The organism is Methanosarcina sp. MTP4 (assembly GCF_000970045.1).
Lineage (GTDB): Archaea > Halobacteriota > Methanosarcinia > Methanosarcinales > Methanosarcinaceae > MTP4.
In genome coordinates this window covers 1,783,653-1,797,791 of the sequence record NZ_CP009505.1, presented here as the reverse complement: position 1 = coordinate 1,797,791, position 14,139 = coordinate 1,783,653, and the positions used below count along the sequence as shown (strand labels likewise).

Below are 14,139 nucleotides of genomic sequence, written 5' to 3'. Positions count from 1 at the left end.
ATCAAAAAAATTAAAAAATTTAAGAAATAAGGTCCTCAAGCTCGAGCTCGAAACCGACAACGGCATAACCGAGTTCGAAGTTGGTTATGACCTCGGGGTGGAATTCCCCGAAAACTCCTATCTTTTTGCCTTTGACATAGACATCAGCTCTTCTGCCTTCCAGGAAAGCCGGGTCTTCGGACTCTTTTACTTCGTACTCAAGCATCAGTTCCCGCATGAGGGCGTCCACGACCTCGTAGATTTCCGTGAAGTTCGCCTGTGGGTGGATAGAGACGGCTGCCACGTGCTGCCCGGTTTTTTCGTTGACCACGACTTCTCCGACCTCAAAGATCTTTTGAGGAAGTTCCCGGTGCTGGTTCAGAGAGAGGATTTCTATTAGGTTCGGGAGCAGGGTTGTCCTGACCAGGGTCTGATCTTCGCTGATGGGATGGAGGACATAGGTCACATCATCGGTCTTTGGCCTGCGCATGTTTTCGAAGTGGATTTTTTCACTGGTTAGGGTGAAAGGCATAACCTCGTAGTAACCAAGCCCCACAATGATCTCGTTCAATGCGGAACGCATGAGGGATATGGGATGGGATTTTCCAACGGTGTAAGTCTCAGGGACCTTGATCTCTATGTTGCCGTAGCCGAAACCAACTGCTATATCCTCGATAAGGTCGAAGTTGTGCAAGATATCAGCCCTGTAAGCGGGGACCTTTACCTCGATCGTTTCGTCGTCCAGGGCTTTTGCCCCGCAGCGCATCTTCTCAAGCTGCTTTACGATCTCTTCCACGGAAAAGTCCATGCCAATAAGGGAGTTTACCTCACTTCGGGTAAGGGTCCTGACTTCGGGGGAGAGGTCCGGGAGGACCATTTCTTCGCCATCAGGCCGGATGACCCTGACAAACTCGACCTGTCCGCCGCGCTCGGCAAGGGCTGTGACCACGATGTTAAGGGCCGTGTAGACGGCTTCCCCAAGCCCTGTTACGTCGATGAAAAGCTCGGTTGTGGCTTCGGTCACGCTGGTGAGGGTCCCATTAATGATGGGTGGGAAGGAAAGGACATTGTCCTCGGAGTCAAAGATGATGGGGTATTTTTCAAAGTCCCTTACGAGATGAGCAAAGCGCGTGCCTTTGGGGTGCTTTTCCAGAATCTCGGTCATGCTCATTTTTTCGGTGTAATCCAGGGGCACGAACTCGAAACCCGGCTCAACAGCGGTGTACCTGAATGGAGGGGTCACGTTCGAAAGGTCGTGCACCCCGATAGAAACCTTTTTCCGGTTCCTGCCAAGCCCCCAGTGCAGGTCTTCCTGCAGGTCCATCAGAGACTTTATGGATTCCGAATTGAACTTAACGCCCCGGACAATAGCACAGCCAAGGAAAGGCCTGATCTTTAAAATCTCCTCGCTGACGGTAATGGAGACCTCATAAGGCTTTGCCCCGTACTCGGGAAGCCCGGTCTCGAGGCCCAGGAAACCCCGCATGGCCCGGGCAACCCCTTCCACGCTGTAGAGGTCCGGCCTGTCCGGGAAGAACTCGATATCAATGGACTCGTCTTCGATCCTTTCAATATCGGCCCCAATCATGGGCACCCTTTCGATGATGGTTTCCTTATCGGTTCCTGTGAGTTTTTCAAGGTCTTCGTAATGCAAGGTTATTATCGGCATGTGGAATTCATCTCGTCTCTAGCTAACTTAACCCCAAAAATAATCAACTTCAGATTTAATGTTTTTGTTCCCCCAACCCCAATAAAGTACAAAACTGCTCATGAGAGATTTCATGAGAAATTTAGCGGAGCCTGTGAACCGGAAGCGTTCTGCGGAGAAACAACCCCGTCCACAGGCAATTCGAAGGTAAAAACAGAACCTTTTCCGGGTTCGCTCTCCACCCGGACTTTTCCCCCGTGCATTTCAACAAACCTTTTGACCAGGGCCAGGCCGAGTCCTGTCCCTTCATAGCGGCGGTTCAGGAAGTAGTCGAGCTGCTTGAAAGGCTGGAAAAGGTATTCCTGGTCTTCTTTAGAGATCCCTATCCCGGTATCCGCTACTGAGACCCGCAGCATATTGCCTGCCTTTTCCGCCGAGACGGTCACGTTCCCTCCCTCGGGCGTGAACTTGATGGCATTGCTCATGAGATTATAAAGGACCTGTTTGAACCTCATTTTGTCCGCGGTGATGGTTGTGAGCCTTTTGTCAACCCTGAACTTCAGGGTCAATTTCTTTGCGGATGCCCGCGATCCGGAAACTCTATTAATTTCGTCCAGTACATTTGCAACCCTGAAGGTCTCGGGTTCAAGTTCTGTTTTTCCGGCTTCAACCTTGGAGAGGTCAAGGATATCATTTATAACTTTCAGGAGCCTCTTTCCGCTGTTGTGTACGTTCTGAATATATTTGGTCTGGCGTTCATTTAGGGGCCCGAAAGAGCCTTCAAGTAGCAGATCCGAAAAACCTATGATGGAATTCAGGGGTGTCCTCAATTCATGGCTCATTGTGGAAAGGAACTCGTTCCTAGTCTTGCTGGAATCTTCGGCAAGCCTGGCTTTTAACACCGCCTCTTCTGCCAGTTTCTTACCGGTAATATCCCGGCTAACCCCCACAATCCCGATAAAGCTTCCCGCCTCATCATAAAGAGGGGCCCTGACAGTCTGCAGGAAGACGTGGCTGTTATCCGGGGAATCGACCCATTTTTCAACCGTGCTGACCTTCCCCTTTTCGAAGCATTCCTTATCCACGTCCCCGATAAAGTTCGCCATACTTTCAGGATAAAGGTCGCGGGCCTTCCTTCCCACAACCTCTTCTCCCTGCCTCCTCACAAGCTTTGAAAAAGCAGGGTTGCATCCCAGGTAAGTCCCCTCAGCGTCCTTAAAAAAAACAGCATCCGGAATTGATTTTAACAGCCCGGACAAAAGCGACCTTTCCCTGCCCAGCTTCTCCTGAGCGGTCTCCCTTTCCAAAACTTCGTTTTTCAACGTTTCAACACTTGAGAGCGTGGGCATCCATTTAAGCAGTCCGGCTCCGATCAACAGGTAGCTGACTATCCCCCCCAGGACATCTTCCAGAAAAGTTTCATAAACGGTGCCTTCCAGGTATTCTTCCAGAAGCCAGAAATCATCACCTGCGTCCACCAGGCGGCCGACGAAGATAAGGAAAAAACCTGTGATAATCAGGAGACACCCACTTCTGGAAATTTCCGCACTTTTCTTCCCAAAACTCCATAAATAAAATATGATGGATAAGAGAGTTAAAGCACTTATAAGTTCCAGAGCCATGTTGCCCATGAGCCATCACCTTGGGAATAAATTATTGATATTGCCGCCTCTTGGAATCAAAAGCAGAAGATGGAAAAAAATATAATCGATATCACCAAAGGTAAGATTATCGACAACCTTCTGAAAATTTGAATATTGTACTGCTGGAGACTCCGTATATATTTATATATAGAATATGGATACCCAGATATAAATTTTGTTGTAAAATATATTGTAGTTTTTCAGGAGACAGGGTGGAAGAGGAAGGAAGAAGGACAGATATATGACAGATATATAATACACGTTTCCGGAAGGGAAACATCTTTAATAAACAAAACCTTCTTTTCCCCCTATTCAGGAGGCAGCATACCTTTGATGATTGCAGGAATCGATGAAGCCGGAAAAGGCCCGGTAATCGGGCCCATGTGCATAGGGGGCGTCAAAATAGATGAATCCAGAGCTCACGCTTTGAAAGTGCTCGGGGTTGCGGATTCCAAGAAACTGACCCCGAAAAAAAGGGAGCAGCTAGCAACCCAGATCAGGAAGTATGCCGATGAATGCTTTGTCCTGGAAGTCAGCCCCTCCCAGATCGACGAACTCCGGAAGCTCTTTACCATGAACGAGATAATGGTCATCTGCTTTTCAAAGGTCCTTGAAAAACTCCAGCCTGATACCGTCTACGCCGATGCCGCTGACGTAAAAGCCGAACGTTTTGGCGAAAACCTGCGCAAACAGTACGCAAAAAGCTGCCCGGGAAAAGCGAAGGAAATCGAAATAATTTCCAGGCACCAGGCCGATGCCGTCTACCCCGTGGTCTCAGCAGCATCCATTATCGCAAAGGTCCGCCGGGATGAACTGATCGAAGAACTCAAAACAGAATGGGGAGCGGATTTCGGAAGTGGATACCCTTCTGACCCGAAAACAAAAGCTTTCCTGCTTAAATGGGGAAAAGAACATGGGGGCGAGTTCCCGGAAATTGTCAGGCAGTCCTGGAAGACGGTGGAGAATATAAGGGCTGAGCTGAAGAAGGGTTAAATTCTTATATTAAAAATAATCCCAAACTTTTTTACTTTGCAGGCGGGAAGTTCTCTTCCTTGACTCCGAAGGAGGCAAGGAGGGGTAGTTCATACTGCCCCGTCAAGTCCATTGTTCACTGAGGTATTGTTCGGGTAAGGGATGGATATGAAGCTCCAGTCAGGATAGAGCAGGATTCCGTCCTCTTCCGAAACAGGTTCTGGAACAGGCTCTGAAACAGGTTCTGGAACAGGCTCTGAAACAGGCTCTGAAACAGGTTCTGGAACAGGCTCTGAAACAGGTTCTGACACAGGCTCTGAAACAGGTTCTGGAACAGGTTCTGGAACAGGTTCTGGAACAGGTTCAGAAACAGGTTCTGACACGGGTTCCGGAACAGGTTCTGACACGGGTTCTGGAACAGGCTCTGAAACAGTTACCTCGCTGTCCCCCTGAATAGGAATCGGCTCCGCTTCGATAGCCGAGACATTCGCATTGATGGAGTATGTGTCCTCGCTCGGCTTCAGGGACAGTTCCACTTCATAGGCCACAGAACGGCTTTCTCCGGCTGCAAAGCTCCCTATCCAGACCCATTGCACTGTGAGAGGTTTGAAAATAGCTCCGCCACCCTCGACCTCAGTTATGCTCAAGCCTCCGGGAAGGTTTTCGTCCAGAGCCGGGGCAACCAGTTCAGCGCCTGCAGTCATGTTAACAGTAACCCTGAAAGTGTCCCCGGGGGCCAGGTAGTTTGCGGACATGCTCCTGTTAGCACTAATTTCTCCTGGAGCCAGTCCGGGAACGGCCAGAAGCAGAATTGAAAATACGAAAGTAAAGAGCAGGAAAAATCCCATTACAAACTTTGCCCTTCTTCTTCCTCTCCTTTTCCCCCCTGTCTGTCCTGCTTTTCTCCAATTTCCAGATTTATGCTCATCTTCGGCTTTTCTCCCATTTTCAACTTTATTCACGTTTCACCCCCCCTTTATCCACAGCTTTCTCTCCTTTATTCACGTATCACGTCCCTTTATTCACCATCACCCGCTGCCTAGCCAGAGATAGATCAGTTCAGTTCCTGCAGTATTTCCTGATTTAGTTCTGCTCCTGTCCCGGGCACGGGCGTACCGGCCATCCAGGCGTTCATCGCAACCTGGAGTTTAGGTAAGCGTAATGATGGCTCCCCCGGGAGAGGCAGGATCATTCCACGGGTTCCGGTATTCACAGGCCGGGGTTTCATGATATTGATTAAATCGGGTTTTGTCAGGGTATCCGAACCTGCACTGTTATTGGCGGTCAGGGTGACCGTGTACAGGCCGGGTTCAGTGTAGGTGTGCACCGGATTCGGGTCGGTATAATCGATAACGTTGTCTCCGTTGACGTCCCAGGAAAGAGAGCTTGCATTTTCCGAAAGGCTGGTGAACTGGACCTTAAGAGGCGCAGGTCCTCCCGTCCGATTTACAGTAAAGTTGGCGACCGGCGGCGGCACGGCAGGAAGCAAAAACTCGTACATGGCAAGAGCATCCGCCCGACCGTACCCGAAGCTTCCGTCCTTTCCGGGCTCCCCGAGATCCACCGAACTCTCAAGGAGGGCTGTCCGGATCTCACTTCCCGGCTTTTCCGGAAACCCACTCCAGACAAGCCCTGCAAGTCCTGCAATGTGAGGACCTGCTGCACTTGTCCCAAAAAAAACAGGAGGAAAACCGCCAGCTCCCGAGACCTGCACCCCGTCAATGCCTGCGATATCCGGCTTTTCCCGGAGTTCGAAAGAACTGTGATAGATCGAAACCGGGCCCCGGGAAGAGGATCTTTGTATGTTGTCATTTCCCGGGTCAGCAGCATTGATCGCCCCCACGCTTACAACCCCGGGCACTGCGGGGTGCCCGTAAACGGAGTCTTCCGCAACCAGGTTGTTGGCATACAGGAAAGCCCCGGAAAAAGGATAGACAAAGACTTCAAGCACCCCGGGGTCCCCGGTAACTTTCTGGACAAGCACTGCAACGTTTTTTCCTGTCTGCTCCGTGTTCAGGTAGGTCAATGCCTCTATCGGGAGGTCGTTTCCGTCCTGTATATCAGTGCTCCAGGAAATAATTCTCCCGCTAACCATGTCACCCAGATAGAGGTCGTAATCGTTTTCGGATTTTCCCCATTCATCGTTCCACTGAAAGACAATGATAATCGACCCACCAGGGGGGATAAAGCCGTACAGCCATTCCGTCTCCCCGGTCCCTCCGCTGAAATCATTGAAATTTGTCCCTACAGGAGCGAACTCTCCCTGGTAATGAGTAAGGGCATCGTTCCCCGCAGCACTCACATACAGGGTATCATTGCTTTCGACCACGCCCCGTACATGCGATGCAACAACCCCGTCCTCAAAAAAAGGTTCGAAAATCCAGCCGATATCGTCGCAGATGATATCACAGCCCGCCCCTGCAAGGGCATCGACCGCATTATTGAACGCTATGACATTATTTCCGGAATCATGGAAATACAGTTCTGCCCCGGGAGCTATGTCGTGCACGATCTCAAGCATGGCCGTGCCTTCGTCCCCTCCTTCGGAATTGCTTAAAACGGTTACATTGGCCGGCAGGTCCCCGGAAGCCACGGCATCCGCAAGGTTGTCAACCCCGTTAGAAATAATCCCGATCCTGACCCCCTCTCCTGTCAGGCCGTGGAGGACTCTTAACTCATCACAGTTGAGGATTGCATCCCCTTCCGTGGTGTACGTACCTGTCCTTATAACCGGAGGCATAACCGTCCTTACACACTGCACGGATTCCAGAGAAGCAAGTTGTTCAAAGGAATCAACCCTCACCCATGCCGCCATAAGGTGGTTTTCTTCGTCCCTGCCCGTGACCATCTCCACATAAGAGTCAGCGCTGTCAGTCCCGTTTCCCGGATAGAAGCGCACATAGACATGGACCAGGTCGTCTCCCTGAAGCCCCGGATCTGTTTCTCCTTCAACAGGTCCACCATCAACAGATTCGCCCTCAGCAGATTCGTTTTCGACATTTCCTTCAATGTGCATATCGTTAACACTGGCATTATAGTCATCAGAATAGACAAAATGGTCATTGGCATAGATGGGCTGCTCGTCAACACGGGTTATCTGGTTTAAGCTTTCCATCTGCTCTATCAGGGCTTCGCGGGTCATGCCGGGAGGCAGGAAACTATCATCAGTTAACTGGAGCAGGTCCGTTGACAATTTTTTCCTGGCTTCCGTAAGGGATGATAGGTTTGTTGTGCCAGGGTTAATTACACCCGGATCTAAAATCAGATCTGAAGAGCCCGTGTAATTCTCCATATCGGCTGCAGGGAATCCGCGGGGAACAGGTGATTCAATAGCTACAAATGGACCATCGGCTGCAGCCGATCCGGTAACATTTCTATTTTCCGTATTTAGATATACCCCTGCAGTGCAGGGAATGCTTGAAAGCAAAAAAACAAAAAGTATGACTGAAAAAGTACGGCGTTTTCCGGAAATCACCCCTCTAACCCTCCAAATGCGATTTTGTTTTCCAGATACCCGGTTAGCAGAAACTCCGGGTCCTGAATTCCCCCAAACCAGAAGCAGAGTTCCGGCTACAAATTTTTTAAATTATAAAAAAATTAATATAAATACTATAAATTCTTAGCTTAAAAGAGATAACGTTTTTGAAGTACATGTTCTGAAAACTGTTTCTGATCATTGAGACTTATTAAAGAGTTCAGCCATATTCCAGCTGCAGTCCCACCCCTACCTCTTTCAGGTTGACAACTTTTGCAAGTTCGATTTTCGAGGAAAGGTCCGTGCAGTGGCAGGCGTGAACGCATTCAGGTTTCAGGTTCTGCAGGTATTCGAGGGTCCCCTGTACCTGTATCTCAGGAGGTTCCAGCAGGTGAAAGCCTCCAATGACGTCAAGAACTCTTTCTTCCCTGCAAACTTCTTTTGCATATTCGATTATGTTGCAGATGCCGGAATGGGAACAGCCGGTGATGACCACCAGGCCTTTTCGGGTCTTGCAGGCCAAAGCAGTGTCGTCAAAAAGAAGGTCAGGTTCCTCGCACCCTTCGGCATTCAGCACATCCCCGAGGGCGTCCCTGCCCTCAAAAACGTATCTCCTGGGAATTTCTCCCAGAAACACGAGGTTTTCGTTCAGCCAGAGAGGTGGGGAAGAAAGCCGGAGTTCGAAATGCTCTTTAAGTTTTTCACGGGAAAGGAGGCTTCCGATTTCTCCTACCCCATCCATCCGTTTGCTCCTGAGAGCCAGGGGGTGTGCGACCAGGCCCGGGGACCCCTGGGGAAGGCCTTCTATACGGGCTTCCGTAAAATGCCTGACCAGCGGGTCAAGTCCCCAGGTATGGTCCAGGTGCCCGTGGGACAAAACAAGGTAATCTATGTCCAGCAGGTTGATGCCCATTTTCCGGGCGTTCGTAATAAAAATGTCTGAGTAGCCCACATCGAAAAGGACCTTCAAACCGGAATCCTCAATCAGGAAGGAGAGCCCGGGTTCAGCCAGGAAGTACCTGTCTATCAGGGTGTTATTGTCGACCAGGACTGTAAGCTTCATACCCGGATATTTGTTACTGAAGTATAAAACCTGATCCATAAAGCCGGATCTAAAGTAATAACAAACAAAAAATGTAAAAATGTAAAGAGCGGAAAAAATATTTGGCTAGTTGGGGTATTACCCGGTTACTTAGTTATTCACTTAGTTATTTTTCTCAATCTGCGGGCAGAAAAACTTTCCAGAGATGGAGCCGGGAAAGAGCTGACTAATTTCTCTAACCTGGCTCCATTTCCGCCGCTAAGTTGTCTGCTGCAAGTTACGTTAAATTGTTTCCAGGCAAAAGATCCGATACGGGCAGTCCCGTTATGGGCAGGTAATCAATACTTTCCGTGCTTTCGTTGATGACGTAAGGGGTATCTCCTATTCCATCCCCATCCGCGTCTTCACCTGCGTAATCACTCCATGAGTTGCCCACTGTAGTGTTCCAGGAATTTGTTCCGTAATCCACGGCGTTGACATCGTTTGCAAACTCGTTTCCGTAGAAAAGGTTTTCAGTAGAATTGCTCAGGAAGATTCCCTCATAATTCCATTCTACAGTGCTATTGCTCATTATGTTGCTATCAGAGCCCTCGAAATATATCCCCAGTTCACTCCCGGATATCATGTTGTTTTCAAGCGTACTGTTGCTGCATTCCAGTAAAGTGAGACCTTTATTGGTGCAGGCAGATATGATGTTATTCAGCAGAACGTTGTCAACCGAACCTTCGATATGGATTCCCCAGTCATTTCTTGCAACAACATTGCCTGACAGCACACAGTTGCTGGAGTCAATCAGGTCTATCCCGTCCCAATAGTTAAGGGTCAAAACATTGTTGTACAGGACAGTGTTGTCAGCTTCCTGAAGGAATATGCCCACATCATTTGATATGAAGGTACTGTTGGACACCCTGCAACCTTCAGCCCCGTCAATGAAAACTCCTGCCAAGACATCGGGCCAGTCCGCATCGGAGATGCTACCGGTATCGCTCAGTAAGCCAAGCACGGAAAAACCTTCAATGGTTACATTGTCAGCAACCACATAGAGTACATCAGCTTCAGGACTATTGGATATGATAAACGTATTTTCAGATTCCCCGGACTCGGAAACTATACTCAGCTCTTTGTAAACTTCCACATTCTCGGCATATATTCCGGGATAAACGAGAATTGTATCTCCATCTTCTGCGTTGTCAATAGCTTCCTGAATTGTTGTATAACTTGCATCGCCGCTGTCATCTACGGTAAGCGTTGCTCCAGCCCCCGGGGCTGCAGCACTTCCCAGGAAAAACAGGATCACAAAAAGGTTCAACAGCAATTTAGTGATTTTCATAATTAAATTCCCCCGACGAGTTCATGTAAAAAACTTTATGCTCCGCTAAAAATAATTATATATTTTATAATTATATTAGATCATAATATAGATTTTGAATCAAAATTTCGGATAAATGGATCTGAATTAAAGACCCTCTGAAAATAGGAAAGATCCTGAAAAATGAATTAAAGAAATCCGGAAAAATAGAGAAGATCCATAAAAGAAAAAAGGATCAAAGGAACTTGTTGTCTTTAAAGATAAAAAGCACATTATTTATCTTGAAATACTCGGCATCTTCTATAGGGGGTATACCCCCCTTATTCTCCTTATCTACCTTATCTTTTTTATTAACCTTATTCGCCAGAGAGACTTCCACTCCGGAAATGCTGCTCATGTTCTCCGAATCCCCGGAAGAAGGCTGGGGGACCAAAGGTTTGTAGTCTATGCTCCCCGTGCTTTCGTTGATGCTGTACGGGAGATCCCCTATACCATCTCCGTTGGTATCTTCTCCGGAATAGTCACTCCATAAGTTGCCCACGGAGTTGTTCCAGATGTTGAAGCCTTCATCCACGGCGTTACGGAAGTTGTAAAAACGGTTTGCGTAGATCATATTGTTTTCGGATTCGTTAAGGTAGAGTCCCACACGGTTGAGGTATATGATGTTATTAATAAGAGCATTGGATTCTGCCATCTGACCGTAGATCCCGCACTCATTCTTTGAAACCTGGTTGTTGGCTAATACGTTTCCCACGGAGCTAGAGAGAATGAAACCCATTCCGTTTGAACTTGCGGTGTTATTCTTAAGAGTATTGTTTACAGAACCCTGGAGGACGATGCCCTGTCCGTTTGTCAGAACCCGGTTATTTAAAATGGTGTTTTCCTCGGAGTTGAAAAGGGCGACTCCATAGTATCCAAGGGCTACGTTATTATTTTCAAGATAGTTTCCTTCGGAATCATTGAGAACAATTCCCATATCATTAAGCACAAGGGTGTTGTTTTTCAAGAAACAGTTCTCAGCCCCTTCGAGATATATTCCCACCTCGTACCATTCCATACCGGAAGGGCCTCCTGTGATGTAGAAGCCGTCTATTGTGACATTGCTGGCATTTACGTTAAAGACGTTATATTCCGGAACGTCCCCTATAACATAAGTACGGTTCCCGTCATCGCCTGAAAGCGAGGAATCGGCAACAATGGCCAGCTCCCTGTACACTTCCACATTTTCCCGGTATATTCCCGGATTCACAAGAATTGTGTCCCCTTCCTGCGCATTATCCACAGCTTCCTGAATCGAACTGAAGTCCCCGGCTCCGTCATCGTCAACGGCTATAAAGGCAGCTTCTACCTGAATTACAGCCGTTACGAACAAGCAAAGAAAAACTAAACAAATTTTTTGAACCCATTTTCTATTCATAAAACTCCCCTGAAATTACTTATTTAATACATACAATAAAATAGTATTCATGTGTAAAAATAAATTTAATATATATAATAACGTGAGATAATAATAATTTATGACAATAAAAAGACTTCGAATTTTAATTCCTGAAAAGTGTGCCTGAACATGATTCATTGTATCCCCCTTCACCTATTTCCTCTGTCAAAAGCTGGCTGAAAAGTGCCCGGTAGGACAAAATAAAATACTGAAAAAATATTAAAAAATAGTCTTGGAAAATTAAAATTCAAGATGAAAAAATGTTAAGAAAAATGAAAAAATGAATAAAGAAAAAAAATGTAAAAATAGAAATGAAGAAACGTGAAGAAATGTTAAGAAAAATGTAAAAATAAGAAAAATGAAAAAAATAAGAAAAGAAAAAAAGTTATTTCAGAATTTTTCGGTTATGTAGTCAGCCATGGACTCGAAGATCTTGCGTCCGTCATCGGAGCCGAGCACGGCTTCGGATGCCCTTTCGGGGTGGGGCATGAGTCCGAGGACATTTCTGCTCTCATTCACGATACCTGCGATGTTTTCAAGGGAGCCGTTGGGGTTGACCTCGTCCGTCACCTTTCCTGCTTCATCAGCATAGCGGAATACGACCCTTTCGTTGTCGTCAAGGTCTGCAAGGGTGGCTTCTTCGGCGTAGAACTGGCCTTCCATGTGGGCAATCGGCATCCTGACGACCTCGCCCTTCCTGAATTTCGAGGTAAAGGGAGTGTCCGCGGTCTCGACCCTGAGATAGGACCCGTGGCACCTGAACTTGGGATATTCGTTGGTGGTAAGGGCTCCTTTTAAAAGCCCGGCTTCGGTGAGTACCTGGAAGCCGTTGCAGATCCCGAGCACGGGTTTTCCTTCAGCTGCCAGTTTTTTTACGGAATCCATAATAGGGGTACGGCCGGCAATGGCTCCCGCCCTCAGGTAATCCCCGTAAGAAAAGCCGCCAGGGACCACAACCCCGTCAAAACCGCTCAGGTCTTCTTCCTTGTACCAGACAGTCTCGGCATCCACACCGATGACCTCTTTCAGGACGTGCAGGACGTCCAGGTCGCAGTTAGTGCCTCCGAACTGAACAATGGCAATCTTCATCTTTTTCCCTCAAATCTTACTTTCAGCCTTTTCAAAGCCTTCTCAGCATTTGGACCCTTTAAGCACTTCTTTTGTACTATCCGTGACCTGCTCAGTTCAGCTCTTCGAGCTCGATTCTGTAGTTCTGGACGATGGGGTTTGCGATGAGCTTCTGGCACATCTCATCGACCTTCTGCTCCGCAGCTTCGGCAGATTCGGCTTCGAGCACGATTGTGTACAGCTTTGCGGTCTTCACGCTCTCGGCTGCATAGCCAAGGTGGTCGAGTGCTCTTTTGATGGTTGTGCCTTCGGGGTCAAGCATGCCTGCCTTCTGTTCAATGGTCACTGTTGCCTGGTACTGCATTTTTGTAAGCCTCAATATTCTGAGTTATTTTATGATCTATGTGATTTTTTATTGATGATCTTTTACTGGATTATTAATTATTTGAAGATATTTATTTAAAGATCTTTATTTTGAGATATTTAATGATCCTTTATCTAATGATCATTATTTCGAGATCGTCATTTAAGGATCGTTATTGGATAATCTCTGTGATGCGAGGATCATTTGAAAGTGATGAGCTTCTGCAGGTAATTTATAGGTAAGCAATTACCGGTTGCACCATAATAAATATACGTTGCTTAAAAACGTTGCGTATATTGGAGGGCAGAGATAAAAAGCTTCCTTTACCCGAGGGTTCAGCTCCAAAGTTTTTAACCTGCTCCTCCTGCCCTGGGGGTTCAAGTCAGAGTTATTATAAAAGGGATGTACAGAAATAGAAAGTTTTAAGAGTATATAGCCCATATATATAAACGGGGTGATATACTGGACTCAGGTGAAAAGGAAAACTGGGAATAGGATTTGCATTTGACCAGGCAGCTCGTGCTCTGCAAACACGGCGTCCTGCGGGGCAGTAATTGCTGCCGGAAGTACAGGCCAGAAAACAACCTGTACACCACTCGCTGCTGCTGCCAGTACTGTGCAAATTCTATCTGGCTCGGGGACGAGAAAAGCGCGAGGAACCCCTTCGCAGCCCTGGCGAGCGACCCCACCTATGCTGTTGAGGTGGTTCGGGAAAAGTCCCCGGGTTAAAGAAGTTGAGGCAGGATTTGGTTTCACAGCCCGATAAAAGGAATCAAAAATATACCAAAATTAAAGCGAATAAAAACGGAATCTTTTTTTTATAGTTCATATGCCCTCCGGAAAGTTCCGAAAAGTAACCCGCATGCAATTCAAGTCCAAAATCCCTCTTTTCTGCTTATCATTCAAATTCAAATTCAAATTTCCTCTTTTCCACTGATCAAAAGATTTTCCTTCAGGTAAGGAAGTTTAGGGGAGAAAACCGAAACCTCCGTAAATTAATAGCTTCGCGAAACCCCGACCTCTCACCGCTCGTGCCTGCACGAGCGGCTTTTTCATAAAGTTCATGAGTAGAAAAGAGGAGATTTAATTCAAAATTATACTTTTCCGTGGTTGGAATTTAAATTCAAAATTGTACTGTGCCATGATTTCCATGATTGGTATTTTAATGCAAAATTGTACTGTGCCATGATTTCCATGATTG

11 protein-coding genes are annotated in these 14,139 nt (G+C 47.3%); 2 read left to right on the top strand and 9 right to left on the bottom strand.

The window, feature by feature from the left end; translation table 11 throughout:
• Positions 1–19 precede the first annotated feature (19 nt).
• Positions 20–1,648, bottom strand: a complete 1,629-nt coding sequence (pheT, locus tag MSMTP_RS07645; protein WP_048178506.1) for a phenylalanine--tRNA ligase subunit beta — start codon at positions 1,646–1,648, stop codon at positions 20–22.
• A gap of 110 nt (positions 1,649–1,758) precedes the next feature.
• Positions 1,759–3,258: an ATP-binding protein gene (locus MSMTP_RS07640; RefSeq protein ID WP_052718314.1), complete on the bottom strand. Its 1,500-nt coding sequence runs from the start codon at positions 3,256–3,258 to the stop codon at positions 1,759–1,761.
• A 342-nt stretch (positions 3,259–3,600) separates the two neighbouring features.
• Here MSMTP_RS07640 and rnhB point away from each other — a divergent pair, with 342 nt between their 5' ends.
• Positions 3,601–4,263, top strand: coding sequence for a ribonuclease HII (gene rnhB, locus MSMTP_RS07635; RefSeq protein WP_048183010.1), 663 nt, complete (start codon positions 3,601–3,603; stop codon positions 4,261–4,263).
• An 89-nt stretch (positions 4,264–4,352) separates the two neighbouring features.
• Here the strand turns inward: rnhB and MSMTP_RS19935 are convergent, their stop codons facing one another.
• The 7 genes from MSMTP_RS19935 to purS form a co-directional block, all read right to left on the bottom strand.
• Positions 4,353–5,204: a hypothetical protein gene (locus tag MSMTP_RS19935; protein ID WP_156153732.1), complete on the bottom strand. Its 852-nt coding sequence runs from the start codon at positions 5,202–5,204 to the stop codon at positions 4,353–4,355.
• A 92-nt stretch (positions 5,205–5,296) separates the two neighbouring features.
• Complete coding sequence (locus MSMTP_RS07625; RefSeq protein ID WP_156153731.1) at positions 5,297–7,534, bottom strand: S8 family serine peptidase; 2,238 nt, start codon at positions 7,532–7,534, stop codon at positions 5,297–5,299.
• A gap of 403 nt (positions 7,535–7,937) precedes the next feature.
• Positions 7,938–8,780 (bottom strand): MBL fold metallo-hydrolase, encoded by an 843-nt coding sequence (locus MSMTP_RS07620; protein WP_048178505.1) that lies wholly within the window; start codon positions 8,778–8,780, stop codon positions 7,938–7,940.
• A 256-nt stretch (positions 8,781–9,036) separates the two neighbouring features.
• A complete protein-coding gene (locus tag MSMTP_RS07615) occupies positions 9,037–10,089 on the bottom strand; it encodes a nitrous oxide reductase family maturation protein NosD (RefSeq protein ID WP_048178504.1) in 1,053 nt (350 codons plus the stop codon).
• Between the two features lie 214 nt (positions 10,090–10,303).
• A complete protein-coding gene (locus MSMTP_RS07610; protein WP_231582958.1) occupies positions 10,304–11,440 on the bottom strand; it encodes a nitrous oxide reductase family maturation protein NosD in 1,137 nt (378 codons plus the stop codon).
• A gap of 456 nt (positions 11,441–11,896) precedes the next feature.
• Entirely contained in the window at positions 11,897–12,595 is a 699-nt protein-coding gene (gene purQ / locus MSMTP_RS07605; protein WP_048178503.1) for a phosphoribosylformylglycinamidine synthase I, read from the bottom strand.
• Positions 12,596–12,686: 91 nt separating this feature from the next.
• Positions 12,687–12,938: a phosphoribosylformylglycinamidine synthase subunit PurS gene (gene purS, locus MSMTP_RS07600; protein WP_048178502.1), complete on the bottom strand. Its 252-nt coding sequence runs from the start codon at positions 12,936–12,938 to the stop codon at positions 12,687–12,689.
• Positions 12,939–13,436: 498 nt separating this feature from the next.
• Here purS and MSMTP_RS07595 point away from each other — a divergent pair, with 498 nt between their 5' ends.
• The gene (locus MSMTP_RS07595; protein ID WP_197076167.1) at positions 13,437–13,667 is read left to right on the top strand and encodes a hypothetical protein; all 231 of its coding nucleotides are present in this window, start codon (positions 13,437–13,439) and stop codon (positions 13,665–13,667) included.
• Positions 13,668–14,139 lie beyond the last annotated feature (472 nt).

What these genes read in the sequence shown, in the direction of transcription:
- pheT (WP_048178506.1), bottom strand. Translation starts at nt 1,648, where the DNA reads ATGCCGATAATAACCTTGCATTACGAAGACCTTGAAAAACTCACAGGA.
- MSMTP_RS07640 (WP_052718314.1), bottom strand. Translation starts at nt 3,258, where the DNA reads ATGGGCAACATGGCTCTGGAACTTATAAGTGCTTTAACTCTCTTATCC.
- MSMTP_RS07625 (WP_156153731.1), bottom strand. Translation starts at nt 7,534, where the DNA reads ATGGAGAATTACACGGGCTCTTCAGATCTGATTTTAGATCCGGGTGTA.
- MSMTP_RS07620 (WP_048178505.1), bottom strand. Translation starts at nt 8,780, where the DNA reads ATGAAGCTTACAGTCCTGGTCGACAATAACACCCTGATAGACAGGTAC.
- MSMTP_RS07615 (WP_048178504.1), bottom strand. Translation starts at nt 10,089, where the DNA reads ATGAAAATCACTAAATTGCTGTTGAACCTTTTTGTGATCCTGTTTTTC.
- purQ (WP_048178503.1), bottom strand. Translation starts at nt 12,595, where the DNA reads ATGAAGATTGCCATTGTTCAGTTCGGAGGCACTAACTGCGACCTGGAC.
- purS (WP_048178502.1), bottom strand. Translation starts at nt 12,938, where the DNA reads ATGCAGTACCAGGCAACAGTGACCATTGAACAGAAGGCAGGCATGCTT.